Source organism: Psychrobacter sp. P11F6, assembly GCF_001435295.1.
Lineage (GTDB): Bacteria > Pseudomonadota > Gammaproteobacteria > Pseudomonadales > Moraxellaceae > Psychrobacter.
Window position 1 is genome coordinate 2,604,974 of record NZ_CM003594.1, and the last position, 26,282, is coordinate 2,631,255.

Genomic DNA, 26,282 nt, shown 5'->3' on the forward strand with positions numbered 1-26,282 from the left:
AAAATAAATAACGTTCAATATCAATATACTAATTACTTTTGGTTAAAATTACCGATCTACAATTGCTGTTCTGACGATAGTTAAACCAATGACGCCAAGCAACGCCCCTGTAACTTTGTCGATGTAATAAGCAACTTGGGTAAATTTAGCGCGTACTTTGCGAGTCGACAATAAAAATATGACAGCAGTGTCCCATGCGAATACCACAACAGTCATCCAAACACCTAAGCCCAATTTGAACACAAAACTTATTTCTGGTGTCAACACTACAGTGAATAAACTGAGATAAAAGAGTAGATTTTTAGGATTAAATATTCCAGACAAAAACCCTGCAGTAAATTCCTTTAAAAAAGTTGTCTTAGGTATATTTGAATGGGCTGATTGGGCTACCTGAAATTGGTCATACGCATCTTTTCGTGCGCGTAACGCCTGTATCCCAAGGTACATTAAAAACAACCCACCAATGATTTTTAGCGTAATCATAATAGGTGCAGAGGCGGCTAAAATTGAGCCAACACCAATTAGACATAGACCGATGTACACTGCATTAGCAAAGGTGATACCGAGCGCAACCCCTATTGCGTCTTTACTGTCGTTCTTAATCGCACTCTTTACGATCAATACAAAATCCGGTCCAGGACTCAATAGTGCAAGAAAATGCGCCAAGCCGACCGTGATAAAAATACTCAACAAATCCCAGTTCATAATTAGTCCGTACTCTGTTTTTTTTAATTATGGACTAAATACCACTATGAATACACTGATTATTTAGCCAATAAAAAGAGCCACCAGATTTCTCCGGCAGCTCTTTTTTTAAATACTGACTAAGTTAGGTTTATTACACCAAACTATTTACTGCTTCAACCACAGCATCAGTGGTAATACCGAACTCTTTGTATAACTGATCTGCAGGAGCAGATTCGCCATAAGTCGTCATGCCGATGACTTTGCCATCTAAACCAACAAACTTATACCAGTAATCTACATGCGCGGCTTCGACTGCAACGCGAGCACGAATATTGGCAGGCAATACGGCTTCACGATAGCTAGCATCTTGCTCCACAAAGATTTCTGCACAAGGCATAGATACCACACGGACACCAACACCATTTGCGCTCAATGTTTCGTATGCTTCCATCGCTAGGCCAACTTCTGAACCAGTGGCGATGATAATCGCTTGTAGCTCGCCCTGCTCTTTCGCCAATACATAACCACCTTTAGTGATGTTCGCTACTTGCTCGCTATCACGGGCTTGATGTGGCAAGCTTTGACGACTAAAAATCAATGCTGATGGATTATGTTCAGACTTAATGGCCTCAACCCAAGCACTGGCAGATTCGGTCGCATCACAAGGACGCCATGTGCGTAGGTTTGGCGTGGTGCGTAGACTAGTCAATTGCTCAACTGGCTGATGCGTTGGGCCATCTTCACCCAGACCGATAGAGTCATGCGTATAGACATGGATGACGCGCTGCTTCATGAGTGCACCCATGCGTACTGCATTACGTGCGTATTCCATAAACATAAGGAACGTTGCTACGTAAGGGATAAATCCGCCGTGCAATGCGATACCATTGGCAATCGCAGTCATGCCGAACTCACGTACACCATAATAGATATAGTTGCCATCAGCGTCTTTTTCGATGCCCTTAGCGCCTTTAAATAGTGTCAGGTTTGAGCCAGCTAAATCCGCTGAACCGCCTAGCAATTCTGGTAATAATGGCTGTAAGGTATTGATGGCGTTTTGACTGGCTTTACGACTGGCAACATCGCCGCCCGCTTCTTGAGTTTGCTGAATATAAGCTTGTGCTTGGCTATCAAAGTCAGCAAGCAAATCACCATTTAGACGACGCAATAGCTCAGACGCCAGTTCAGGATAGGCCTTTTTATACGCTTCAAAGTCAGCTTCCCAGTTCTTTTGTTGTACGTCGCCTTTCGCTTTGGCATCCCACGCTTCATAGATTTCATCATCTAATTCAAATGGAGCATGCTTCCAAGACAATGCATCACGAGTCAAGGCGATTTCATCATCACCTAGTGGCGCACCATGACTGGCTGCTAAGCCTTGCTTGTTTGGGCTACCAGCACCGATTGTGGTTTTGCAAATCAGAAGACTTGGTTTAGTCGTTTCTTTAAGCGCTTGTTCAGTCGCTTTAGTAATCGCATCGGTATCATGACCATCAACTTTGATAACTTGCCAGCCATACGCTTCAAAACGCGCTTGCGTATCATCTGTGAACCAGCCTTCGACATTACCATCGATAGAGATGCCATTGTCATCGTAGAAGAAGACTAGCTTGCCAAGACCTAACGTGCCAGCTAGCGAGCAAACTTCATGACTGATACCTTCCATCAAGCAACCATCACCTAAAAATGCATAGGTATTGTGGTCAACGATGTTGTGGCCATCACGATTGAACTGTGCGGCTAAGGTTTTTTCAGCGATAGCAAAACCAACGGCGTTAGCAATACCTTGTCCTAGTGGACCAGTAGTTGTTTCGACACCTGGTGTATAGCCAAGCTCAGGATGGCCTGGGGTTCTTGAATGCAACTGACGGAAACCTTTCAGATCATCAACGCTGACGTCATAGCCAGATAAATGTAGCAATGAGTAAATAAGCATTGAGCCATGGCCGTTCGATAAGACAAAGCGATCACGGTTGTGCCATTGTGGATCGGTTGGGTTGTGCTTCAGAAACTTGCGCCACAAAACTTCGGCAATATCAGCCATACCCATTGGCGCGCCTGGATGTCCAGAGTTGGCTTTTTGAACCGCATCAAACGACAGTACACGGATGGCATTGGCTAATTTACGTTCGCTAATTGGAGCTGGCATAGAGTGTCCTAGTATTGGGCTAAGAGGAGAGTTTACTCAAAGGAGTATAAGCATAAGGACGCCAAATGCGCCCCCAAGTTATAGACTATAAAATCAAAGTGCAATATTAACATATTTGCTATAGGGCTAGCTAAGAAATGGTATGACAGAATCGTTTGTGTTTAATAATTATTCATATCAGTTTTATCAAACTACCCTATATTAAAAAGCTGTGAGTCATCTTAGTAACTCACAGCTAGTACAAGCAATATAGATATTAAACTGAAATAGTCTCAGCACCGCCCATAAACGGACGCAATACTTCTGGAATGGTGATACTACCATCAGCATTTTGATGATTTTCCATGACTGCCAGTAGTGTACGACCTACTGCCAAGCCTGAACCATTTAGCGTGTGTGCTAAGCTGGTTTGCTTGCCATCTTTGACACGCGTACCCATACGGCGCGCTTGAAAGTCACCACAGTTAGAGCAGCTTGAGATTTCACGATAGGTATCTTGGCTCGGTAACCATACTTCGATATCATAAGTCTTTTGTGCTGCAAAGCCCATATCACCCGTACATAACTGAACGGTGCGGTATGGTAGGTTCAACTGCTGCAAGATATATTCGGCTTGTCCAGTCATTGCTTCTAATAAATCATCAGACTGTTCAGCCGTGGCAATATTGACCATCTCAACTTTTTCAAACTGATGCTGACGGATCAAACCACGAGTATCACGGCCATGTGAGCCTGCCTCACTACGGAAACAAGGCGTATGCGCGGTAAACTTAAGTGGCAGCTCGCTAATATCTAAACGCTCGCCGCGTACCAAGTTGGTCATTGGCACTTCGGCAGTAGGAATGAGATAGAAGTCCATGTCTTCATTGTTTGTGTGATTTTTTAGCTTAAACAAATCATCTTCAAACTTTGGCAGCTGCCCTGTCCCTTTGAGACTGTCTGAATTCACAATATAAGGCACATAGGTCTCAAGATAACCGTACTTCATGGTATGGGTATTGAGCATGAACTGAATCAATGCACGATTCATCTGCGCTAGCTGCCCTTTTAGCACGTTAAAGCGACTTCCAGTCAGCTTAGTCGCTGCTTCAAAATCAAGCATGCCAAGTGCTTCACCAATATAAGTATGGTCTTGAATCTCAAAGTCAAACGTGCGCGGCGTGCCCCACTTGCGCACTTCTACGTTATCATCTTCTGACGTACCCACTGGCACATCGGCTGCTGGAATATTTGGAATTTGCATAGCAGCTTTGTTAATACGCTCTTGTAGAGTGCGCAGCTCGTCTTCGGCTGTTTTAATCTCACCGCTGACATTCTGCATCTCAGCCAATAGCTCACTGGCATCTTCGCCTGATTTTTTCAAAGCACCCACTTGCTTAGCACCAGCGTTACGGCTCGACTGCAACTCTTCGGTTTTGATCTGCAAAGATTTACGTTCTGACTCAACCGTTTGCCAAAAATCTATGTCAAGTGCATAACCACGAGTGGCCAGTTGCTGTTGTAAATCGCTTAAATCGCCGCGTAAGAGTTTTGGATCAATCATAATAGTTGCCTGTAACGCTAGAAGTGAGGAAGAGGTTCGAAAGTGTTATTTTTAAAGATACTGTTTTTAAAGGTGCTGATTTTATCAAAATAAGTGATAGCCGCTATAATACCAAGACACAGCAGATTTGACCATGTTTTGACCGCTGCTGATTGAATTTTCATTTATTACTTTCATTATCCGTAGCCAGTTATATTTGCTTTAAATACATCTCTCAAAGTTCAGCTTACCTCAATAAGCCTCGCCCATCTTTATTAAAACCATTAATATCACCTCTATCAACGAACAGAGCGGCTTATATGTTTCATTTAGAGGTACTTTTCGGTAAGATAAGCGCATACCTTTTATTCGACTTCTAGCCAAGTACGACGTAGCTGCTACGTTTTGTCGATTTAAACCCAACACTTTCAATACAAGTATTTGAGAAACCTTTATGGCCTTGTACCCCTATACGCTACAACCTGTCGCCTTAAACCTAACCGAGGCAGAATTTCACCAAGCACAATACGAGCTATTTGCCAGTGCCAGCCCTTCTTTCGGTCTAAAAAGTATCAAAATGAAAGAATGGATCATTATGGCGGTAACCGTGGTACTAGCGATCGCAGGGTTGGTTTTTGTGACAGGCTACTCAACCATTATCTTTTGGCTGATGCTAGTTTCAGTCGTCATTTATTTACTGGTTCGTACCCTTGGCTTTAAATGGTATGTGAAAAGAGAGTTTGACAAGCAAGTGGCTGACCAAGAAATGCCAGACGAGATGCGTCAGATGAAATTGGGCGTACAAAAGCATGGCCTCGTCATGGCGATGCCAGTGAATCAGCCTGACACATTTAATAACAACCAAATGCGCGGCATGCAAATGCGAGCAGGCACGACCCAGCAAGCCGTCATTCCATGGTCAGCTGTCAAAAGCTGGGATGAGACGGACGACTATATCTTTATGATGTTTGAGATGAAAGGTCAACAAGGCAGCCAAATTGTGCCAAAGCGCTTAGAAGCACAGAAGTTTCCGATCGATACAGTACGTCAGCATTTGCAAGAAGTTATCCCCGTTAAAGGTTTAAACCCTGAAAACTTACAGCCGCCAGCATAAAATAGTAGAAGACTTCTTTATTGCTTACTATATGAGCGATAAAGAAGTGATCAATAAAAAATGCTTTTTGCAAAACCAATCATAATTATAAATTTATTGAAATTAACTTATTGATGGTGCTCTGCTATTATAATAGCTATCAGAAGAAAGGTGATAATTGCTCTAAATTACATGAATGTATAGTTATGATTTTAGCTTAAGCTGACGCCATTCTATATGGCAGTTTTATCATACTGTTTTCTAAGATTGTTACTTTTTAAGGCTGAAAAGCGTTAATATATTAAAGAGCATAGTAATGCAGCACACGAGTTGCTACACTTCTCACCTTCTTCATTTAATGTTTTATCTCAACACTCAAACTATAAGGATAATATTATGAGTAACGCTACTAATCAAATCGGTCTAGAAAAAGCTGACATGAGCGAAGTCATTGCACAACTAAACAATTTATTGTCAACTTATCACGTCTTTTATTTAAACGTCCGTGGCTATCACTGGAATGTAAAAGGTGAGCATTTTTTCACCTTGCATCCAAAATTTGAAGAACTGTATACCGCGCTACAGTTACAAATTGATGAAATCGCTGAGCGTATCTTAACTTTGGGCGGCACACCGCTGCATGCTTATAGCGATTTTACTAAACATACTAGCATTCAAGAAGATAAAAACGTCAAAGATGGCAATGCTTGTGTGAAAGGTGTGGTAACGGGTTTACAAGCTTTGATTACAGAGCAGCGTAAAGTATCTGCTCTAGCAGCAGACAGCGAAGATCAAGGAACAGCTGACCTCGTAGATGCCTATGTACAAGAGCAAGAAAAGCTCATCTGGATGTATAACGCCTTTTTGGGTTAATCATTGCTAATGAAACAGTACATCACTAGGGCGTGTCCTCATTTTAAAAATGGTGATAAAAATGAGATAAATTGCAGTTAACCAAGGAAGATAGCGCTGTTAATATCGAGATATTGATAAGCTATTTGACGATGTTTAACAAAATTTAGCCATTTTTAGCCCATTTAGAGAGTAATTGATTGAATTGAGGGCACGCCCTAAAATCTAAATCATAAAAAAGCACCTACTTTAGGTGCTTTTTTTGTGCTTGCTGTTGCTAATGAAACCTTATTTTTGCATCCATTGACGCATTTTTTCGCGCTCAGCAGGCGTGGCTTGTAACCAAATTTGCATAAATTGATCTAAGGTATTAGCAGATGAATTAACGCTAGTGATTTGCTTAGTGGTCGCTACCGTACCCGTATTCACATTCGGTTGATCTAATGCGGCAATCGCACGCTGATTCTGTAGCTCTGCATCATCTGCTCCGCCAAACACACCGCCGAACGCCTTGCCTAAACCTGACAACAATCCACCTTGATTACCAGCGATACCTTGCTGACTTGCAACCACAGTATTGTTTTTCTCTACTGCCAGTATCGGACGCTTGGCATATTCTTTAGCTGCTGCATACTCTTCTGGCTGATTCGGCATGGTCAGACGATAGGTTTGATTGTCCGCCAATTCTGCCGTCACGCTCACATTACCCGAACGTAAATAATCATGCTCATCACGGCGCAAATCGTATAAGCGATCGTATTTTGCAGTAATCGCATGTTGACCCGGCTGAAGCGTGAACTTTTTAGTCAATGGTTGAAAAGCGCTCTGCTGCACTTCTTGCCCATTAATAGCCGTAACTTTGATATGGTCATCAACCAGTAGCGTTACTTCAGCATGCGACAGCATAGAGACAGAGCCTGCACCAATAAGCAACGTGCTGATGGTCAGTTTTTTTAGCAAAGAAGCATTGGATTTCATAAGTGATTCCATTAATAGTGAAAACGTTTTGGCAATAGTAAAAGCGTTTTGGATAAAAGACTTTAGTTGTTAATGCTAAAAATCGAGTGGCATCGTATGTTGATCTTGTTCCGCTGAATCGTTATCTACTTGTGTCTCTTGCGCAATATCAGCAAGCTCTGCTGCTAGTGTCTGCTCATCAATGGTACGCAATGCGTCAGTGATGACTGCTTTGGATATATTGCTACGCCCAAGGTTCGAAAACATCGGCTGAATATAATTGAGTACTTCCATCATCGCACCGATGCGATGTGGTCCTTCAGTAAGCAAATAATCAATAATTCGATCATCAAACTGCCAACCACGCCGACGCAAGATGGATTGTAATAACGCCTGACGGTCGGCTAAGTCATGACCATTGGGTACTTTAAACGTAGGTGCTTGTGCCAAACGAGTCAGCAAATCCCTCAATTGAAAGGGCAAATCACCAGCAGGCTTATTGGCTGCAAACAACAATTGACGCTGACCTTCACGACTGCGGTTAATCAAATGAAATAAGGCTTCTTGCCATTGACTGCTTTGCTCCAGCACCTCTAAATCATCGATCGCGATTAGATCGAAGTTTTCTAGAGAGGAGAGGACGTGCACATCGGTATGAATCAACTCATTGAGTGACAAACAAATCGCGGACTTGTCCATCTCAATAAATGACTCACAGATAGCAGATAATAAGTGCGACTTGCCCGTAGCAGGACTGCCAAATAGGTACAGCTGACCAATCAGGCCGACATGTAGTTGCCGCACTGCATCAATAATTGACATCCAACCAGGACCGGCGAAGTCACTTAGACTTGCATCATGCTTAATGTCCAGATTGAGACTTAGCTGTGCTTCTGCCATGAATCATCAACTCGTTTTGCGTAATGCAATAAATAAAAGGATAAATTATTAATAACTGTCTTTGAGATGCTCTTATACTACCTGATATAAACTTGCTGCGTTAGCATCTCGTTGTTTTAATCGAGAGTATATCTGAGAATTACCTAATCAAAAGTCATCTTGTTAACGACCAACTGGATAACGGCTGATACTGTCAATACTGCGCCTATATATAACATATTTGCAAAATGACTGACAAGTCTTTTACCTATTAAGCCTTATCAATCACCATTTATTATCCGTCATCAATTTTACTATCCCATTATGATGACCTCGTTACTCTAACGATAAAATACTTATCTCTTCTCAAACAAAGCCAATTGCTTACGACCTTTATAAAAATCAGTCGAACGATAGTAGATGTATAAATGGCGAAACAGTACATTAAGCACGGCAGACACTGGCAGTGCGATGAGCATACCAACGAAACCCAATAAGCTTGCGCCTGCCAATACTGCAAAAATCACCCAAAGCGGCGATAGACCTATCTTATCACCCAATAGTAACGGCTGTAGGATATAACCTTCGGCGGCTTGCCCAACTAAAAACGCTCCGACAATCAGCGACAAATACGTCCAATTTAGCCCAAACTGGAACAGGCAGGCGATAATGGCAGCGATAAAACCAATGCCAAAACCCAAATAAGGAACAAAGCTAGCAATACCGGCAACCATACCAATAATAAGCCCAAGCTCAAGCCCAATAAGCTGTAATTGCACCGCATAAATAGCGCCCAATAAGACCATCACCAATAGCTGACCTTTGATAAATGCCATCAATGCAAGGTCACACTCTCGAGCAATCTGAATGACTTTTTCGCTATACGCAGCGGGAATCGCCAGCTTCCATGTCTGCAGACGCTGATCCCAATTGAACAAAAAATAAAAGGTTAAAATCGGTACTAGCACAATGAGTCCAGCATTATTGATGAAGTTCATGCTCGACACCAATATTTGGTTCATCATGGTACTGGCATCTTCAAACTTATAATTGGTCTGCATGTATTCAACCAATGTCTCAGAAAACCCTTTAGACTCCAACTCTGGCAGATTGATACGACTGTTGTTAACGAACCATTCACGTACGACTTCATTATACCAAGTTAAGACCTTAGGCAGATACTCCCACGCCGCTTGCAACTGATGCCACAAAGTCGGTATTAACCACCAAAGCAGTAGCACCATTCCTAAAGTGATGGTGGAATAGACAATGATAATCGCCACCCAGCGTTTGATATACTTCGATAAGCGTTTGACCAGCGGATTGAACAAATAAGCCAGTACGAAAGCAAAGACAAACGGTATAATGACTGGCATCATCAAATACAGTAACAATATACCCACCACCATCGCAACGACAATAAATAAGCGCCGAAAAAAAGGATCTATTGGTTGGTTCATCATGACAAGGAATCCTATGATAGGCTGATTTAAGATGGAAGTATAATTGAAAGAAATGATACGTCTTATCGTACAACAACGGTGTAATAGCGAACTGTTATCGACAATAAATTTAGCGTTCCATTATCGCAGAGTACAGCAAAAAATCCGTCATTTTTTGTTTCTTAACTTTTTATTTACCACTTAAAGTCAGTCTTCGTGAAATATCCGCCAAATATCCGCAAGTTGCTTTGCGAGTAAGGGTTATTTTTGGGTATAATGCGCGCACTATATTCAGAATTAACACGACCAACTCGATTTTCTACTGACAGACCTTCATTCCCTATAAAATTTGTGAGATGACCATGAGTAACAAGCCTTCTTTAAGCTACAAAGATGCTGGTGTTGATATTGATGCTGGCGATGCGTTGGTACAACGTATTAAATCAGTGGCAAAAGCCACCTCTCGTCCTGAGGTTGTGGGCGGACTTGGCGGCTTTGGAGCGCTTTGTCGTATACCAACTGGTTACACCTCTCCTCTACTCGTGTCGGGCACTGACGGCGTCGGTACTAAGCTCAAGTTGGCATTACAGCTGAATCGTCATGACACTATCGGCATTGATTTAGTCGCCATGTGCGTCAACGATTTATTGGTTTGCGGTGCTGAGCCATTATTTTTCTTAGACTATTATGCAACTGGTAAGCTTGATATTGATGTAGCAGCGACTGTGGTCACAGGTATTGGTGAAGGCTGTAAGCTATCAAACTGTGCTTTGATCGGCGGCGAAACCGCTGAGATGCCAGGTATGTATCAAGACGACGATTATGACTTGGCTGGATTTTGTGTCGGTGTGGTCGAAGAAGCGGAAGTCATCACTGGCGAAAACGTCGCAGAAGGCGATGTATTGATCGCTCTTGCCTCAAGTGGCGCACACTCAAACGGTTATTCATTGGTGCGTAAAGTCATCGAAGTCAGCGGCATTGATGTGACTACTAGCGATGAGCAACTAGATGGTCAACCTATCCAAGACGCGTTAATGGCTCCTACTCGCATCTATGTTAAAGCGATTAAAGCGCTACAAGATACTCTTGGTAGCTCAGCGCTGCATGCAATGTCACATATCACTGGTGGCGGCTTAACCGATAATTTACCACGTGTATTACCAGAGAATTTAGCTGCTAGCATTGATACGACTAGCTGGCAGTTCTCAGAGCTATTCACTTGGTTACAAACTCAAGGAAATATTGAACAAAGCGAGATGTACCGCACTTTCAACTGCGGCGTTGGTTTCGTCATTGTTGTACCTAAAGATAAAGCAGATGCGGCTATTCAAACTTTGAACGATGCTGGTGAAAAAGCTTGGCAATTAGGCGAAATGGTGAAGCGTGAAGCGGACGCCGTGGTGTACCGTTAATGTTAGACAGTCAAAAAAAAATTGATAATAACCCTTTACGGATTGCTGTACTGGTATCTGGTAGTGGTAGCAACTTGCAAGTACTGATAGATGCGATGCAAGCTGGCGCACTGCCAATTGAGATTGTTGGCGTCATTAGTAACCGTGAGGATGCTTATGCCGTCACCCGTGCAAAAGACGCTGACATTCCTGTGGCAGTATTGTCACATGTTGCTAGCGGCAAACGCATGGGAATCAAGACTTTTGAGACTCATGCCAGCAGCCAACTAGCATCATGGCAACCAGATCTCATTGTGTTAGCTGGTTTTATGCGTGTCTTGAGTGCAGATTTTATCGATACTGCACCAGCGCCGATGATTAATCTGCACCCCTCTTTGCTACCTGTCTATAAAGGCCTTGACACCCATCAGCGTGCGATACAAGCAGGTGAGCGACATCATGGCTGTAGTATTCATGTCGTCACTGCCGAGCTCGACGCGGGTACTGTTTTGACCCAAGCGCTGTTAGAGATACATCAAAAAGACACTGCCAATAGTTTGCAAGCACGCGTGCAAAAGCTTGAGCATCAATTGCTCCCTTGGACGATTTTATTATTGGCCAAAGGCGCACTCTCGCTAGACCGTGCTCAAGCAGCCAATCAACAAAGTATGTCTTTACCAACGTTACCGTTAAAACTATATTTGAACGACTGAGTAAATAGCGACAATCACAAATTATCAGGTACCAACTATCAAACTTAAACTCTTCGCATAAAAAAGCCCAGTCACTCAATGAATGACTGGGCTTTCTAATAGCTACCTTTAAAATCTTCTAAAGCATATTAATCCCGAAGACGTCAGCTATTATTGACTTTTATGAACATGTAGCCCTTTAATATTTACAAATTCTTTGATACCAAAACCGCCATGCTCGCGACCATGACCTGAGTTTTTCACTCCACCAAATGGCAACGCTGGATTTGCAAGACCGTAACCATTGATGTAGACCATGCCCGTATCAAACTCTTCACGCGCTAGGCGAATGGCTTTGTCTTCGTCTTTAGAGAAGATAGCACCGCCCAAACCGTAGCGACTGTCATTGGCAATGCGTAATGCATCATCTTGGTCTTTGGCTCGTATTAATGAGGCGACAGGACCAAATAACTCGTCATCATAGGCAGGTTGGCCTTTTTCGACATTCTCCAAGATAGTGGCTGGATAAAAACTGCCTTTACCTTCTGGCAATTGACCACCAACAGCAATCGTTGCGCCTTTTGCCACACTGTCTTCTACTTGCTCATGCAACTTTTCTTGTAAATCTTTGCGGGCTAATGGACCAAGATCAGAGGCATCATCCATCGGATCGCCAGATTTAGCATCTGCAAATTTTTCGACAATGCGTTTACGGAAATCATCGTATAAGCTATCAACGACGATAAAGCGCTTAGCGGCGACACAAGTTTCACCGTTATTAATGAGACGCGCTTGGGTACAGGTTTCTACTGCTAGTTCTAAATCCGCATCTTCTAAAACAATAAATGCATCGTTAGAACCTAATTCCAATACTACTTTTTTGATAGCTTTCGCTGCTTGCTGACCAACGATACTACCAGCGCCATCACTACCTGTGAGTGTAACACCGCGCACTTTGTCATGACCGATTAACGCTTCTGATTGGTCGTGATCGATTAAGATCGTACGGAACAAATCGTTTGGTAACTCTGACTCATGAAATATTTTTTCAATCAATAACCCTGAGCCAGTCACGTTTGATGCGTGCTTGAGTAAGATACTATTACCCGCCATCAGATTCGCAATGGTATAACGGAACACTTGATAAGCAGGAAAATTCCATGGCTGCATGCCATAGATGACACCGATAGGCTGGTAAGTCACAATACCTTTTTTCAAGCCTTCGATATCACGCTCATCATCAGCAAGTGCAGCCACCCCTTTTTCTACGGTATAGTCACAAATTGCCTTACACAAATCTATTTCTTGTAAACTCTGGCTATAGAGCTTACCACGCTCCTCAGTCATGAGTTTAGACAACTCTTCTTTGTACTTGAGCAATGTCTCACCGATGGAATTGATGACTTTTGCGCGCGCTTTATGGCTGGTTTTACGCCACTCAGTAAATGCTTGGTGCGAGGATTCAACAATCTTGTTCACCTCATCATTACTCATGTAATCGTATTCTTTAATCGCTTCACCCGTTGCTGGGTTTATAGTAGTAATATCTGCCATGATTATTATCCTTATTTATTAAACTATTTTATTGGTTTGAAAATTGATCGCTTTATCATCTGAAAACTTAGAAACACATAAACCAAGAATGGTCATTTTATGAACACATATGATTAAATTGGACAACTTCTTCAACGATTTTATGAAATCCGATACTGTTGTATAACTTAACAATAGGCTATGTATTTATCTTTTTTCTTAAGTGGAATTTATCATAGCAAAATGTACAACGAGTAGTTTTACAAGTTATAAAGAAGTGTTCGTAAGATGTTAAGAATGTGACTGACAGATTTATTAGATCAAAATCTTGGACGAGATTTTTCAGCAAAATTACGACAATAAAAAACCAGCGCTTGGGCTGGTTTAATAAATAAGCAACTGATAACCAAAAATAAATGGCTTAAAACAAATGGCTTAAAACAAATGATTCATCACAGGAATTTCTTGTGGTGGATTCTCTTCTTCGTCAACAATTTGACGAGCCACATGCATGATAAGCTGACGCAACCAACGATGGGCGGGATGATGCTGCAACAAAGGCGACCACGCCATCGTTAGCTCAAATTCAGGGATAAAAAATGGTGGCTCGACCATCATGATACTGTCGTTATTAGCTTGCATTTTTGCCACACGCGTAGGCAAAGTTGCAACCAAATCTTTATTGGCTGCAAGCATGGCTGGCATTTGATAGTGGCGGGTAAAAACACTGATTTGACGTTTTTGACCTAAACGTTGCAGTGCTTGATCAATTGAACCTAGGCCACCAGATTTTTCTGGATTGACACCAAATCCTACACCCATACCAGTTTTAGAGACCCAAACGTGCTGCGCCTTAAGATAATTTTTCAGATTAAAGCGATGAGCATAAGGACTGTCAGAGGACAATAGGCAGCTAAAGGTATCGCGCCAGACCAAAACTTGGTGGAAACTTTGCGGAATTTCATTAAAGCGGTTGATCGCCAAATCCACTCGCCCCTGCTCCATATCACGATATGAGACGTCCGATGGCGTCAAGAAATCCAAGATGACATTTGGTGCCTCTGAGCGCAATGCTTTGACCAATTTTGGTACCAATGTCGCTTCAGCATAGTCTGAGGTCATGATACGAAAAACGCGCGAGGTACTATAAGGGCGAAACTCAGTACGTGGCTCTAATACTTGTGTCAAATCTGCCAGTATTTCACGGATACGAGGCTGTAACTCCAAAGCGCGTTCAGTCGGCGTCATGCCTTCGGATGAGCGTACCAGCAACGGATCATTAAATAGCTTACGCAGCCGGCGCAAAATATTACTCATCGCAGGTTGGGTAATGCCAAGCTGCTCAGCTGCACGAGTGACGTTTTTTTCTCGTAACAACACATCTAGATGTACCAATAAATTTAAATCTACCCGCTGCAAATTCATATATGTCTCTTTACCTTAAAATAAATACCACTACAAACGCGGCGTTTTTTGCCCTGTTATTTAGTATAAATCATCTATAACAGCATGAAATAAGGACAATTTTATATTAATTATTTTGATATACGCTTATTATAACTGAAATTATTCATTATAAGTCATTGTTTTATATATACTATCATAAAATTAAATACCCAAGATAATAATCATAAACTAGATAAATCAAGGCAACCTAGCTATAGTGGCTAGCAAGCACTTAATTAGTCCTTGTTTAATGTTAGGCTGTCGCCGTGCGTTTTGATGGATTGACTACCACAGGTATTTTATCGCATTTTCATGCGGAAATACGGACATAACATTTATTACGCAAACTTAATTTTTTGCTCTCATTTGTTTTTAAGCTTGAATGAGTAGTTGGCACTTTTTAGGGCAATAAGCACTTTAAGAGTTAAAAAGACTTATAAAAAAGCGCATTCAACCTAAAACGAAAGACCTAATAATAAAAGCTGACCAATTCGACAGGTTTTATTTGCTTTTATCATAATTTTCTTATAGTTTAGTAGAGATTGCTAACGCACAAGGTTTATATTTTAGATTTTTACTTCTGCCAGCATCTTTCTACATATATCAAAATTACCTCAATACTTGTAATTTTCTAAGTTACTAATTTTCACCACCCCAAGGAGACATAGATGTCAACTGCATATAAATCAGCGATCGACTTAGTACGTGAATTAAAGCAAAAGCACGGTAACTGGCAGAATATCAGCGAAACCGATGCGGCACGTATGATGTCACAAAACCGTTTTAAAACGGGCTTAGATATCGCCAAATATACTGCAAAAATCATGCGTCAAGACATGGAAGACTATGACAATGATACGTCTCAGTACACGCAGTCTTTAGGTGCATGGCATGGTTTTGTGGCTCAACAAACCATGTACGCTAAGAAAAAATATTTTGGTACGACGTCTAAAACTTACATCTACCTATCAGGTTGGATGGTTGCAGCCCTTCGCTCTGAGTTTGGTCCTCTTCCTGACCAATCTATGCATGAAAAAACCTCTGTACCTAAGCTAATCGAAGAAATCTACACTTTCCTACGTCAAGCTGATGCTAAAGTATTGAACGACTACTTCCGTGAGCTAAACGCTGCAGAAGAAGCGGGTCAAGATACCTCAGCCATCCTAGAAAAAATCGAAAACTTTGATTCACATGTTGTGCCAATCATTGCTGACATCGATGCAGGTTTCGGTAACGAAGAAGCCACTTACTTGCTAACTAAGCAAATGATCGAAGCTGGTGCTTGTGCTATTCAGGTTGAAAACCAAGTATCTGACGCGAAGCAATGTGGTCACCAAGCGGGTAAAGTCACTGTACCGCATGAAGACTATATCGCAAAAATCAACGCTATTCGTTATGCATTTTTAGAGCTTGGTGTTGAAGACGGCGTTATCGTTGCTCGTACTGACTCTGAAGGCGCGTCACTAACGCAAAAAATCCCAGTATCAAATGAGCCAGGCGATCTTGCTTCTCAGTACATCGATTTTATCGAGATGGAAGAAGTCACGCTAGAAAACGCCAAAGAGAACGACAGCTTGCTTAAGCATAACGGCAAACTAGTACGCCCAGTCCGTCTTCAAAATGGTCTATATCAATTCCGTGAAGAAACGAACATCGACCGTGTCGTACTTGACTGTGTAACGGCTCTAGAAAATGGCGCGGATCTACTATGGATCGAAACACCGACTCCAGACGTCGCACACATCAAAATGATGGTTGATCGTATCAAAGAGCAACAGCCTAAAGCCAAGCTTGTATACAATAACAGCCCATCGTTCAACTGGACACTGAATTTCCGTAAGCAAATCATCGCTCAGTGGGAAGAAGAAGGCAAAGACCTATCTGCCTACAATAAAGATGACTTGATGAGTGCTGATTACGATGGTACTGAACTTGATACCGCAGCTGACGAAGCGGCTAGAAACTTCCAACGTGATGCGTCACGTGAAGCAGGTGTATTCCATCACTTAATCACGCTACCTACTTATCACACCACTGCGCTTAGCGTGCATGAGCTTGCTAAAGGCTACTTCGGTGAAGATGGTATGCTTGCTTATGCTGCTGGCGTACAACGTAAAGAAATCCGTGAAGGCATCGCTTGTGTTAAGCATCAAGCAATGGCTGGTTCTGACCTTGGCGATGATCACAAAGAGATCTTCTCAGGTGAAAACGCCCTTAAAGCTGGCGGCGGTAAGAACACGATGAACCAGTTCTAATCACCGACCACTTATAAGTACATCTCGTAAGTACCAGTTATAAAGAAAGCCGTCCTATCTTGTAGGGCGGCTTTTTTATGTCTGCTTATTTGCACTCTAGCATTATAAGATTTTGAGCATTGTGAGCTTGTTAATTCTTAATTTGAGTGGTTATTATCCTTACTATCAGTCTCTTTCATATTGTTAATGTTATCCTCTACCTGACTGCTCTGTATACCGACTGAATCGTGACTTTTTGGATTTTCACCCATCAGCTCACGCTTCATATTTTTTATACGGGGATCATGTTTAAAAAATCTACGATAGATTGCTTTTATCATTCTATAAATTAGATAAAAAATACCGCCAAGTACAAGCAGCCACCACAGTTGTATCAATCCAAGCGCTACTGATCTAAGTATCTCCCAGCCATCTTTAAATGCTTGACTCACTTGACTACTAAAACTTGGCTGCTCAGCATCTAATAGCACATCTAGATTTTGTGTGGTTTCTTTATAGCTGATATCTGGCTGCATAAAGGTTAGGTTAATGGTGCTATATTGAACTTTATCAGCGATAGCCAGTTGCTCAAGCTTGGCAAGCTTTTGCTGACGACGTGCCGCATAAGTCGCGGTAATAGCATCAACATTGCTACCTTGGTCTTTATCATTTTTACTATTGAGGCGTTCTTGGCTAAGCTCGCTTGCCATATCACTATTTAACTGGCTCGCTAGCTGTTCACGATAAATATCTAATGTCACATCTTGAGCACTAAACTGCTGCCCATTTAAAAATGCGACTTGCTGTTGTAATTGCGCTAGGAACTTACTGACATTGGCGCGAGGGATACGAACCGTCATGTCAGCTTGACGAGTGTAGGTTGTAATCGTGATATTTTTATTGCCTTTTACAAAGGTTCGACTATCACGTGGATGATTACTAATATTGCTAAGTGCCACATAACCAGCCTGTTGCCGTGTCAAACTCTCAATAGCATCACTAGTTTTGACGACATCTTCAACTTTAAAATCAGCACTGGCAGTTATCAATAGCGCTTTGCCCGCAATTTTAATGTCTGCTGCCTGACTACCAAGGGTCTGTTCACTAGTGCTCGATAGGTTTTCAACCTCTAAATCATTAGCGTTAGAGGCATTATTAGCTGCCACATCGGACATGATGCCAGCCATCTCACTATCAGCAACCTCCTCCGTTGCAGACTGAACCGACTCCATATCAGCGCTACTCTCTGCGTATTCAGAAGAGCTATCGCAGCCGCCTATCAATAACACAGACCCAAGCATTATTGGTAGACATAAAACTGATGGAAACGAGGCTTTAGGCAGTAATATCGAATGAGACTGCTGCGTGTCATACTTCTTTTGAGTGCATCGCGTCATTATTTTATAATCCGGCATTTTATGAGATATGGTAAACATATTGGATAAAAATATTTTAGCTTCTATTATAAAGCCAACCACCTTTATCCTACTTTTGTTTAATAATTAACGTTAATTATAATGATTACTTACTAAAAGTATATCTCTAATATTGGCTCAGATTATTTATAGAAAAAATTTTGCTTGTTATTCGCCGATAGCTTTCATACGATGGTAGTCATTCAAATTTATTAAAATAATCGGGAGCCATCATGCAAGAGATAGAGCTAAAGTTTTTAGTACCAGAGTCGCGACTAAAAGGTTTGATGCGCCAAGCACGAGTCAAGTCTTCTGAGGTGACACAACTGGCTGCCCATTATTATGATACCCCAGACCAACAGCTTGCAGAGGCAGGCATTGGCTTGCGTATCCGTAAAGAAGGCGATGCTTGGGTACAGACCATCAAAGCGGGCGGCGATGGCATTGCAGCACGCCTAGAGCATAATGCGGTACTGGATAATGAACAAGTACAAGCGATGCTCGATAATAATACGCTCATGCCTGATTTAACCATTTATAAAAACACCTCTGTCGCCCCTGCTCTGGCTGAATTTAAGCTAAAAAAACTGGCTAAAAATCTCACACGGCTATATGTGACCGATGTAGAGCGCACCACACGATTGCTAGTGGATGAGGGTGACGATGAAGTGATTAACCATATCGAGATGGCGTACGATTATGGAGAAATTATTCACGGTAATGATGATACTCAGCGTGATGCTATTCAAGAGATTGAGTTTGAGCTGGTATCAGGAGATATTGATTTTTTATTTGCAACCGCCAAAACTTGGTGTAAGCGCTACAAGCTTTGTTTGTCTACGGTGACCAAAGCTGAGCGCGGTGGTTTACTCATCACAGAACAGCAGCATAGTCCAGCTGTCCACGCTGACCTTGATCAGCTAAATATCGATAAGAAAATCAGTATGCCTGCCTTTGTGCGCGCAGCGGTACATAACTGTCTGTTGCAAATACTGCCCAATAGCAGCGCTATCGTCGCTGGCAGCGAAGAGGACGACCATGCATTACAACTATACATTGGTATTGTCCGCTTGCAAGCTGCCCTACAAGCATTTGCTAACTATTCTGACGAAATCAATCCAGACTGGCTGCCGATACTAAAACAAACAGCCATGTTATTGAATGAATATCGAGAGCTTGCCCATCTTGCCTCACATATAGAGCCTAATTTGCAACAACAAGGTGCACCTACTGTCGATTGGACAACAAATATGGATGCGCTGAAGATTACTCCGAAAGATGCTGTCAGTGCCAACGATTTTCAGCTGACCTTACTTGAGCTGATGGCCTTTACCATGAGCGACCCAAGCCTCGAACCGCAGGCTGATCAACTCGCCATCGATAAACTGGCAAAAACCTTATCCAAACAGCAGGCAAAGCTTGGCAAAGCATTGCAAAGGCTACAGAGTAAAAAAGACGTTGGCTCAGATAACATTAATATAGAAAGCAATGATTTAAAAGATGACGATTTACAAAGTGTTGACTTAGACGATAGTGACTTAGACGATAGTGACTTAGAAAACGTAGATTCAAAAAGTGACGATATAGAAAATATTGATCTAGACGATAATAATGCAGAGCACGAGCTGCATGAGCAGTTAACCACCTTACTTTATATCAGTGAGTTTGCCACGCCATTATTAGATAAGAAAAAGTCAAAAAAGAAAAAAGCCAAGAAGGAAAGTAAACGCTGGCTAAAATACTTAGCAAAAGCGCAAAAGACTTTGAATAAATATCATAATCATAAAATGTACCAACAGCGCTATCAATTAAAGTCGAAGACAGATAGCATTGCGTTGTATGGCGCTGGCTGGTTTGCAGCCATGCTAGTGAGAGACCTTAAGCGCACAGAAAAACGCTTGGCTAAAGTGGCAGACAGCTCAATATTTCGGTAAAAAGACTCTTAGCAGCATGAACCAAGCTTAAAATAAACTAAGCTTAGAATAAAAAAGACAACTCACTTTATATGGGCTGTCTTTTTTTGAGCGCTTGCTTTGAGATGCTTTTTTTGATTGAATACTTAAACTCAGCCATTTGAAAAACGTAATACTTCAACTGAGTTAAACGTAATTCAAAAATTACTATCAATTTTCTACAGCTAGCGTGTTTGTAAGCTTAAGTATTTTATAAGCTTAAGTATTTTATAAGCTTAAGTATTTCATAAGCTCAAGTATTTCATAAGCTCAAGTATTTCATAAGCTCAAGTGTTTTATAAACCCAGCACTTTCATACGCTCACTAACTGGCTGATACGTTTTCTCGCCAGCAGGCTCAACAATGTTGCCAAATGGCATTTGTGCCACCAATTCCCAACTATCCGGGATAGCATAAGCCTTAGCTGCGTCTTCATCCACAAGCGGATTGTAGTGCTGTAGGTTGGCACCAACATTTAAAGTACGTAGCTCTGTCCACATCGCATACTGATGCATGGCTGAGGTTTGCTGAGCCCAAACTGGGAATCTATCTGCATATAACGCAAACTGCTCTTGCAATGACTCAGTCACGTTTTTATCTTCATAAAACAGCACTGTACCCGCTGCCGCACGGAAGCCGTCTAACTTTTGCTTAGTGCCAGAAAAGTCGCCATCGCCGACGGCTGCACGCAGTGTTTCTTCAGCGATATCCCATAATTTCTGGTGTTCGGCACCAAACAGTACGACCAAGCGCGAAGATTGTGAATTAAAAGCAGAAGGCGTATGTAATAAAACACGCTCTGCCATATTGACAATTGCTTGTGGCTCTACTGGCAGCTCATTGCCCAAAGCATATATTGACCGGCGTTCATCAAAGGCTTGTTGTAAAGTGACTAGGCTTTCTTTAGACATCGATATTATCCTTATAATTATCATAAAATATAGGTCAAACGAGCCATGTTTAGCATGACAAGTCGATCATTCATAAGCAAGCTATTATATCAAAACACTAAATAATATCTACAATATATAAAGTTTTATTTATCAATTACTCTATGAAGTTATTCTGTTTTACTTAAGATGTAAGAAAATAATTTACCACGTAATTGTTAATAAATAGTCGTTAATTATCGACAATCGTCACCGTTGTACCCTCTTCCACTTGCTCGAACAATTCAATAATATCCTCATTACGCATACGTATACAGCCGTGCGAGAGTGGCACACCCATCGGCTCACTGTCTGGCGTACCATGAATATAAATATAACGCTGATAAGTATCACAGCCACCTTGACTATTACTGCCTTTATTAAAGCCCTCTTCCACACCACTTAGCCAAAGAATACGGCTTAATATCCAATCGCGTTCAGAATGTCGTTCACCAAGCTCAGCACTATATCTCTCGCCCGTAGGGACGCGTCCGATGAACACGGCATTCATGGGTTCATTTGCGCCAATTTTTTTGGCGATAAAGTGTTTGCCAAGAGGTGTGCAGCCGCTATCTTGTTGACTGCCAATGCCATTTTTAGCAGTAGACACCGTATATTGAGCCAATTCTCTATTATGCTGGTAGAGCGTTAATGTTTGCTTAGCAATATTAACCACCAACTGCACATCAGAACTTTCGTTATTTTTCTCGCTATAGCTTTCGTTATTTGTCATAGAATGTTTCCAACGGTCATTTACCCAATAGATATCATTATTGACCGCGTGATAAGTAAGTGGATTGATTTTTTCTATTATTAAGGGATTGTATCAAGGCTTTTGGCACCGTAATATAGGGGCACACTTTTTGATGCTAGCAGATTATGACGACTATTTCACCGACACGTGTGTCGATGTATGATTTTCTCTATCAAGATACCAAGCCAATGGTATCTTTATTGGCCGATGCCGCCAAGCTTTCATTACCACAAGCTCGATTGGCAATGGATGCCAGTTTGCAGGCCATTATCAGTGCCTTGCTTGCTTACCAGCAGCACAATGACGGACAAGCTGTGAGCAAAAAGCTATTTAGTCGCGGCGCAGTCAAAGAGCTACGCCAATATAATTCGATGAATTTTTCGACCATGAATGCGACGTTATATCACCGCCATGAAGCAGCGGATGCGATATTTTATGATAATGCTCGCGTGATTAAAGCGAGTGACTATATTGCTCAGCAGATTGACGCAACAACGCAGCAAGTACAGATACTTCTCACGTCCTTATGCGTGATTGTCTTACGTGAACTGGCTATTTTAGCTGACTATAGCCAACTTGATAACGACGAGATGGATAAGTGGTTCGCTTTACAGCCACAGTTTTTATCAGCTGCTCGCTTTGCCATCAATGAGCCAGCGTCTGTCTCTGTTAAATTGAATGAGGTAAATGAAGATAACAGTCTAGTCGCAGCATCAGAGGTCAATTCAGACTCGACATTAAAAACAAAATCAGCAACCGAATCCGAAAAACATCCTAATACAGAACGTGCCTTATTAAGTACAGAGCAGCTCGCTGACACCCCACCAGCGTTCAATCCTTACTGGCATGAATTGACGACATTCAAGCCTGAAAATCAACAGCCTGTGCAAGATATGCAGTTGGCAACTGGCAATTATTTAAAAGCCATTGGACGCTCACCTGATAACTTGCAGCAAGGTCGCCATAACGATATGCTAGTCTTTACAGAAATGCAAGCCATTGCCTTGCCACACCAACGCTGGCTATTACAGCTCGCCAAAATCTCAGATATCTATCTCAGTCGTAATCGCCTACGTATTACCTCCGAACCTGCCAGCGCACCCAAACCACCTTTGGTAAGCTTGGGTTTAATTGGTGGTAATAACGATAATACGCCGACCACCACCAGCGAAAAGCCCATTGAATACGAGGCATCAATACCCCTCTGGAAAAATCCGGTTATCCTGATTATTATTGCTGTGATCGGGGTGCTTGGCGGGCTTGCAACGCTCAAGTATCAAAGCCAAAAATCTAACGGTGTGTTACTGGCAACAGAAGAGGTAGTAGAACAAGATATTATCGAAGAACGTCAACAGCAGGATGTGGCTATTGTCATGGTTGACAATGACGAGTCTGATGATAAAGAAACAAAGGCGGCTCAATGATAAATAAAAGCTCTGAATACAGGACTTCTTAATTAGCAAAAAATTATCGAACAAACCTTTAAAAAATCCACAAAAAAAGGCGCTGTTCATATAGCGCCTTTTCTATTCATTTTTTTTATTCATGCTTTATCTAGCATAGTCTATTAAGACCGGCTTACTTTGATAAATCACGACCACGACTGGCTTCAATCGCCAGACGTAGACCATTTAGACGGATGAAACCTTCTGCATCTTTTTGATCGTAAGCGCCCGCATCATCTTCAAAAGTCGCGATTTTTTCGTCAAACAAGGAATCATCTGACTTACGACCAACAACGCTCACAGCACCTTTGTATAACTTCACACGTACGGTGCCATTGACATATTCTTGTGACTTGTCAATCAATGCTTGTAGCATCATACGCTCAGGACTGAACCAATAGCCGTTATAAATCGTTTTAGCGTAGCGTGGCATCAGCTCATCTTTTAAATGCGCCGCTTCACGATCGAGTGTCAGTGACTCAATACCGCGATGCGCTTTTAGCATAATGGTGCCCGCTGGCGTCTCATAGCAACCGCGTGATTTCATGCCAACATAACGGTTTTCTACGATATCTAGGCGTCCGATACCATGCTGACCGCCAATCTCATTTAGCTTAATCATGACTTCGTACGGCTTAAGTGCTTCACCATCGATGGCAACGATGTCGCCTTTTTCGTATTCTAATTCTAAGTATTGTGCTTCGTCAGGCGCTTCTTCTGGGCTCACCGACCAGCGCCACATATCGTCTTCTGCTTCGGCGTAAGGGTCTTCTAAAATACCACCTTCATAAGAGATGTGTAGTAAGTTGGCGTCCATTGAGTACGGAGATTTTTTCTTATTGCCCGCATAATCAATCGCAATGTTATGCTCTTTGGCATATTCCATCAAGCTTTCACGGCTAGACAAGTCCCACTCACGCCATGGTGCAATGGTAACCACGTCAGGCGATAAAGCAACGGCGCCAAGCTCAAAACGGACTTGGTCATTCCCTTTACCAGTCGCGCCATGACTAATAGCATCGGCGTTGTGTTCTTTAGCAATCTCAACCAAGCGCTTGGCGATTAACGGACGCGCGATAGAAGTTCCTAGCAGATACTCGCCTTCATAGATAGCGTTGGCGCGGAACATCGGGAATACATAATCACGGGCGAACTCTTCACGTAAGTCTTCGATATGGATATGTTTGATGCCCATGGCTTCAGCTTTGGCGCGGGCTGGCTCAACTTCTTCGCCTTGACCGATATCAGCAGTAAAGGTAATCACTTCTGCATCATAGGTTTCTTGCAGCCATTTAGCGATGATGGAGGTATCAAGACCACCTGAATAGGCCAAGACAATTTTATTAATATTTTTTGGATCAAGTTGAGCCATGAAGAACTCCTATTGTGAGCATTTAGTGTTAGGAAAAGCGCTAATATTCAATCAAAAGATAAATTACTTGCTCAGTGTACATCATATTTACTATAGGCAAAAGTGCAACTGCCCCATGGCATAAGCTTTTGATTTAAATTTTGGGTCGATAGATTTCAATTGTTCACATGTAGGTGACAGTTGACTGCCGCAAATTAAAAAATAACCCATGTATTATGTACAGATATTTAGCCGCATATTTAGTCAAGTAGGCAAATCTGTTATGATAGCAGTACAGTATCCCTTCCTTTTATTTCCGTATATGACGATATAGAGCGCGACGACATTATGACTGATTCGATTAGAGAATTGACCATCCTTCAGCCAGACGATTGGCATATCCATTTGCGTGATGGCAAAGCATTGAGCACGACTGTATCGCACGCAGCAAACAGCTTTAACCGTGTCATATGTATGCCAAACTTAGTGCCTCCTGTTAAGAACACTGACGATGCGCGTGCCTATCGCGACCGTATCATGGCGCACTTAGTAGCCAGTGAGCTGAGTGCTGAGCGCAAAACTGCATTTGATCCACGTATGACTTTATATCTCACTGACAAAACCACTGCTCAAGATATCGAGATGGCAGCAAAATCAGGTATCGTCCAAGCGGTCAAGCTTTATCCTGCTGGCGCGACTACCAATTCGGCTGATGGTGTCACCAATATTAACGCCTGTGTCGATGTTTTTGAAGCATTAGAAAAGTACAACCTACCACTATTGATACATGGCGAAGTGACGCAAGATCATGTGGATATCTTTGACCGTGAAAAGCGCTTTTTAGACGAAGTGTTGGCGCAAATCATTGTCAAATTCCCTACATTAAAGATTGTCGTCGAGCATATTACTACCAGTGATGCGGCAGACTTTGTCTTAGCACAAGGCAATCACATTGCCGCCACTATCACTCCGCAGCATTTAATGTTTAACCGCAATCATCTATTGGTTGGCGGTATCAAGCCACATTTTTATTGCTTGCCTATTTTGAAGCGTGAAAGCCATCAAAGAGTATTACTAGATGTGGCAACCAGTGGCAATCCCAAATTCTTTTTGGGCACGGACTCAGCTCCACATGCGACGGATAAAAAAGAAGCCGCTTGTGGCTGTGCTGGCTGCTATAGCGCCGCAACTGCCTTGCCATTGTATGCCACCGCTTTCGATAGCGTGGGGAAAATAGACAAGTTAGAAGGCTTTGCCAGTCGTTTTGGTGCTCAGTTCTATGGACTGCCAGTCAATGAAAGCACGATTACACTTATCAATACACCTATGCAAGTGCCAGCAGCCTATCCTTACTTTGATGGCTCATCATTGACCCCACTTATGGCAGGCGAGACACTGCCTTGGTCTATCAAAGCATAAAACTCACTAAGCAAAACCATCTTTATTCTATTTTAACTTGAGAAGTTTAACCCTATGATAAGAATGACATCTGCTAATCAGTAGTGTGATTTATATCATAGGTTATTTATTTTTCATTTAATGTCTTAATTCAATATAAC

The 26,282-nt window shown here is 42.1% G+C and carries 20 protein-coding genes; 8 read left to right on the plus strand and 12 right to left on the minus strand.

Features of this window, described 5'->3' with window-relative positions; genetic code table 11:
* Window positions 1-48 precede the first annotated feature (48 nt).
* From AK822_RS10695 to serS, 3 genes are all read right to left on the minus strand, one after another.
* Entirely contained in the window at window positions 49-705 is a 657-nt protein-coding gene (locus tag AK822_RS10695; RefSeq protein WP_045453120.1) for a LysE family translocator, read from the minus strand.
* Between the two features lie 133 nt (window positions 706-838).
* Window positions 839-2,836, minus strand: coding sequence for a transketolase (tkt, locus tag AK822_RS10700; protein WP_060491630.1), 1,998 nt, complete (start codon window positions 2,834-2,836; stop codon window positions 839-841).
* A gap of 256 nt (window positions 2,837-3,092) precedes the next feature.
* Window positions 3,093-4,379 carry a serine--tRNA ligase gene (serS, locus tag AK822_RS10705; protein WP_060491631.1) on the minus strand — a complete coding sequence of 429 codons (1,287 nt, stop codon included), beginning with the start codon at window positions 4,377-4,379 and terminating at the stop codon, window positions 3,093-3,095.
* 433 nt (window positions 4,380-4,812) lie between these two features.
* On the opposite strand from serS, the gene AK822_RS10710 reads away from it, so the two are divergent.
* A complete protein-coding gene (locus AK822_RS10710; protein WP_055125130.1) occupies window positions 4,813-5,472 on the plus strand; it encodes a YcxB family protein in 660 nt (219 codons plus the stop codon).
* A gap of 375 nt (window positions 5,473-5,847) precedes the next feature.
* Window positions 5,848-6,324: a Dps family protein gene (locus AK822_RS10715; protein ID WP_060491632.1), complete on the plus strand. Its 477-nt coding sequence runs from the start codon at window positions 5,848-5,850 to the stop codon at window positions 6,322-6,324.
* 267 nt (window positions 6,325-6,591) lie between these two features.
* Here the strand turns inward: AK822_RS10715 and AK822_RS10720 are convergent, their stop codons facing one another.
* The 3 genes from AK822_RS10720 to AK822_RS10730 form a co-directional block, all read right to left on the minus strand.
* Window positions 6,592-7,281 carry a DUF2057 family protein gene (locus AK822_RS10720; protein ID WP_060491633.1) on the minus strand — a complete coding sequence of 230 codons (690 nt, stop codon included), beginning with the start codon at window positions 7,279-7,281 and terminating at the stop codon, window positions 6,592-6,594.
* A 75-nt stretch (window positions 7,282-7,356) separates the two neighbouring features.
* Entirely contained in the window at window positions 7,357-8,160 is an 804-nt protein-coding gene (gene hda / locus AK822_RS10725; protein ID WP_060491634.1) for a DnaA regulatory inactivator Hda, read from the minus strand.
* A 335-nt stretch (window positions 8,161-8,495) separates the two neighbouring features.
* Window positions 8,496-9,602 carry an AI-2E family transporter gene (locus AK822_RS10730; RefSeq protein ID WP_060491635.1) on the minus strand — a complete coding sequence of 369 codons (1,107 nt, stop codon included), beginning with the start codon at window positions 9,600-9,602 and terminating at the stop codon, window positions 8,496-8,498.
* 341 nt (window positions 9,603-9,943) lie between these two features.
* Between AK822_RS10730 and purM the strand changes: the two genes are divergently transcribed.
* Both purM and purN read left to right on the plus strand, forming a co-directional pair.
* A complete protein-coding gene (gene purM / locus AK822_RS10735) occupies window positions 9,944-10,993 on the plus strand; it encodes a phosphoribosylformylglycinamidine cyclo-ligase (protein WP_060491636.1) in 1,050 nt (349 codons plus the stop codon).
* Window positions 10,993-11,685, plus strand: coding sequence for a phosphoribosylglycinamide formyltransferase (gene purN, locus AK822_RS10740; RefSeq protein WP_060491637.1), 693 nt, complete (start codon window positions 10,993-10,995; stop codon window positions 11,683-11,685). The genes purM and purN overlap by 1 nt, the downstream gene beginning before the upstream one ends.
* A 150-nt stretch (window positions 11,686-11,835) precedes the next feature.
* Here purN and AK822_RS10745 read toward each other — a convergent pair whose 3' ends face one another.
* Together AK822_RS10745 and AK822_RS10750 are read right to left on the minus strand one after the other, a co-directional pair.
* Complete coding sequence (locus AK822_RS10745; RefSeq protein WP_060491638.1) at window positions 11,836-13,218, minus strand: NAD-dependent succinate-semialdehyde dehydrogenase; 1,383 nt, start codon at window positions 13,216-13,218, stop codon at window positions 11,836-11,838.
* A gap of 414 nt (window positions 13,219-13,632) precedes the next feature.
* Window positions 13,633-14,622 (minus strand): LysR family transcriptional regulator, encoded by a 990-nt coding sequence (locus AK822_RS10750; RefSeq protein WP_045444529.1) that lies wholly within the window; start codon window positions 14,620-14,622, stop codon window positions 13,633-13,635.
* Between the two features lie 689 nt (window positions 14,623-15,311).
* Here AK822_RS10750 and AK822_RS10755 point away from each other — a divergent pair.
* Complete coding sequence (locus AK822_RS10755; RefSeq protein WP_045444527.1) at window positions 15,312-16,898, plus strand: isocitrate lyase; 1,587 nt, start codon at window positions 15,312-15,314, stop codon at window positions 16,896-16,898.
* Window positions 16,899-17,035: 137 nt separating this feature from the next.
* Here AK822_RS10755 and AK822_RS10760 read toward each other — a convergent pair whose 3' ends face one another.
* The gene (locus AK822_RS10760; protein ID WP_060491639.1) at window positions 17,036-18,178 is read right to left on the minus strand and encodes a DUF4349 domain-containing protein; all 1,143 of its coding nucleotides are present in this window, start codon (window positions 18,176-18,178) and stop codon (window positions 17,036-17,038) included.
* A 347-nt stretch (window positions 18,179-18,525) separates the two neighbouring features.
* Between AK822_RS10760 and AK822_RS10765 the strand changes: the two genes are divergently transcribed.
* Window positions 18,526-20,226 (plus strand): CYTH and CHAD domain-containing protein, encoded by a 1,701-nt coding sequence (locus tag AK822_RS10765; protein ID WP_060491640.1) that lies wholly within the window; start codon window positions 18,526-18,528, stop codon window positions 20,224-20,226.
* Window positions 20,227-20,540: 314 nt separating this feature from the next.
* Here AK822_RS10765 and AK822_RS10770 read toward each other — a convergent pair whose 3' ends face one another.
* Window positions 20,541-21,155 carry a nitroreductase family protein gene (locus AK822_RS10770; protein WP_060491641.1) on the minus strand — a complete coding sequence of 205 codons (615 nt, stop codon included), beginning with the start codon at window positions 21,153-21,155 and terminating at the stop codon, window positions 20,541-20,543.
* Between the two features lie 211 nt (window positions 21,156-21,366).
* Window positions 21,367-21,906 carry a L,D-transpeptidase gene (locus AK822_RS10775; RefSeq protein ID WP_060491642.1) on the minus strand — a complete coding sequence of 180 codons (540 nt, stop codon included), beginning with the start codon at window positions 21,904-21,906 and terminating at the stop codon, window positions 21,367-21,369.
* Window positions 21,907-22,052: 146 nt separating this feature from the next.
* Here AK822_RS10775 and AK822_RS10780 point away from each other — a divergent pair, with 146 nt between their 5' ends.
* A complete protein-coding gene (locus tag AK822_RS10780) occupies window positions 22,053-23,351 on the plus strand; it encodes a hypothetical protein (protein ID WP_060491643.1) in 1,299 nt (432 codons plus the stop codon).
* A gap of 154 nt (window positions 23,352-23,505) precedes the next feature.
* Here the strand turns inward: AK822_RS10780 and AK822_RS10785 are convergent, their stop codons facing one another.
* Complete coding sequence (locus tag AK822_RS10785; RefSeq protein WP_060491644.1) at window positions 23,506-24,744, minus strand: argininosuccinate synthase; 1,239 nt, start codon at window positions 24,742-24,744, stop codon at window positions 23,506-23,508.
* 327 nt (window positions 24,745-25,071) lie between these two features.
* Here AK822_RS10785 and pyrC point away from each other — a divergent pair, with 327 nt between their 5' ends.
* Window positions 25,072-26,142: a dihydroorotase gene (gene pyrC, locus AK822_RS10790; RefSeq protein WP_060491645.1), complete on the plus strand. Its 1,071-nt coding sequence runs from the start codon at window positions 25,072-25,074 to the stop codon at window positions 26,140-26,142.
* Window positions 26,143-26,282: the final 140 nt, after the last annotated feature.

Excerpts from the sequence above, each read along its gene's own strand:
- AK822_RS10695 (WP_045453120.1), bottom strand. The coding sequence starts at position 705 with ATGAACTGGGATTTGTTGAGTATTTTTATCACGGTCGGCTTGGCGCAT.
- tkt (WP_060491630.1), bottom strand. The coding sequence starts at position 2,836 with ATGCCAGCTCCAATTAGCGAACGTAAATTAGCCAATGCCATCCGTGTA.
- serS (WP_060491631.1), bottom strand. The coding sequence starts at position 4,379 with ATGATTGATCCAAAACTCTTACGCGGCGATTTAAGCGATTTACAACAG.
- AK822_RS10710 (WP_055125130.1), top strand. The coding sequence starts at position 4,813 with ATGGCCTTGTACCCCTATACGCTACAACCTGTCGCCTTAAACCTAACC.
- AK822_RS10715 (WP_060491632.1), top strand. The coding sequence starts at position 5,848 with ATGAGTAACGCTACTAATCAAATCGGTCTAGAAAAAGCTGACATGAGC.
- AK822_RS10720 (WP_060491633.1), bottom strand. The coding sequence starts at position 7,281 with ATGAAATCCAATGCTTCTTTGCTAAAAAAACTGACCATCAGCACGTTG.
- hda (WP_060491634.1), bottom strand. The coding sequence starts at position 8,160 with ATGGCAGAAGCACAGCTAAGTCTCAATCTGGACATTAAGCATGATGCA.
- AK822_RS10730 (WP_060491635.1), bottom strand. The coding sequence starts at position 9,602 with ATGATGAACCAACCAATAGATCCTTTTTTTCGGCGCTTATTTATTGTC.
- purM (WP_060491636.1), top strand. The coding sequence starts at position 9,944 with ATGAGTAACAAGCCTTCTTTAAGCTACAAAGATGCTGGTGTTGATATT.
- purN (WP_060491637.1), top strand. The coding sequence starts at position 10,993 with ATGTTAGACAGTCAAAAAAAAATTGATAATAACCCTTTACGGATTGCT.
- AK822_RS10745 (WP_060491638.1), bottom strand. The coding sequence starts at position 13,218 with ATGGCAGATATTACTACTATAAACCCAGCAACGGGTGAAGCGATTAAA.
- AK822_RS10750 (WP_045444529.1), bottom strand. The coding sequence starts at position 14,622 with ATGAATTTGCAGCGGGTAGATTTAAATTTATTGGTACATCTAGATGTG.
- AK822_RS10755 (WP_045444527.1), top strand. The coding sequence starts at position 15,312 with ATGTCAACTGCATATAAATCAGCGATCGACTTAGTACGTGAATTAAAG.
- AK822_RS10760 (WP_060491639.1), bottom strand. The coding sequence starts at position 18,178 with ATGCTTGGGTCTGTGTTATTGATAGGCGGCTGCGATAGCTCTTCTGAA.
- AK822_RS10765 (WP_060491640.1), top strand. The coding sequence starts at position 18,526 with ATGCAAGAGATAGAGCTAAAGTTTTTAGTACCAGAGTCGCGACTAAAA.
- AK822_RS10770 (WP_060491641.1), bottom strand. The coding sequence starts at position 21,155 with ATGTCTAAAGAAAGCCTAGTCACTTTACAACAAGCCTTTGATGAACGC.
- AK822_RS10775 (WP_060491642.1), bottom strand. The coding sequence starts at position 21,906 with ATGACAAATAACGAAAGCTATAGCGAGAAAAATAACGAAAGTTCTGAT.
- AK822_RS10780 (WP_060491643.1), top strand. The coding sequence starts at position 22,053 with ATGACGACTATTTCACCGACACGTGTGTCGATGTATGATTTTCTCTAT.
- AK822_RS10785 (WP_060491644.1), bottom strand. The coding sequence starts at position 24,744 with ATGGCTCAACTTGATCCAAAAAATATTAATAAAATTGTCTTGGCCTAT.
- pyrC (WP_060491645.1), top strand. The coding sequence starts at position 25,072 with ATGACTGATTCGATTAGAGAATTGACCATCCTTCAGCCAGACGATTGG.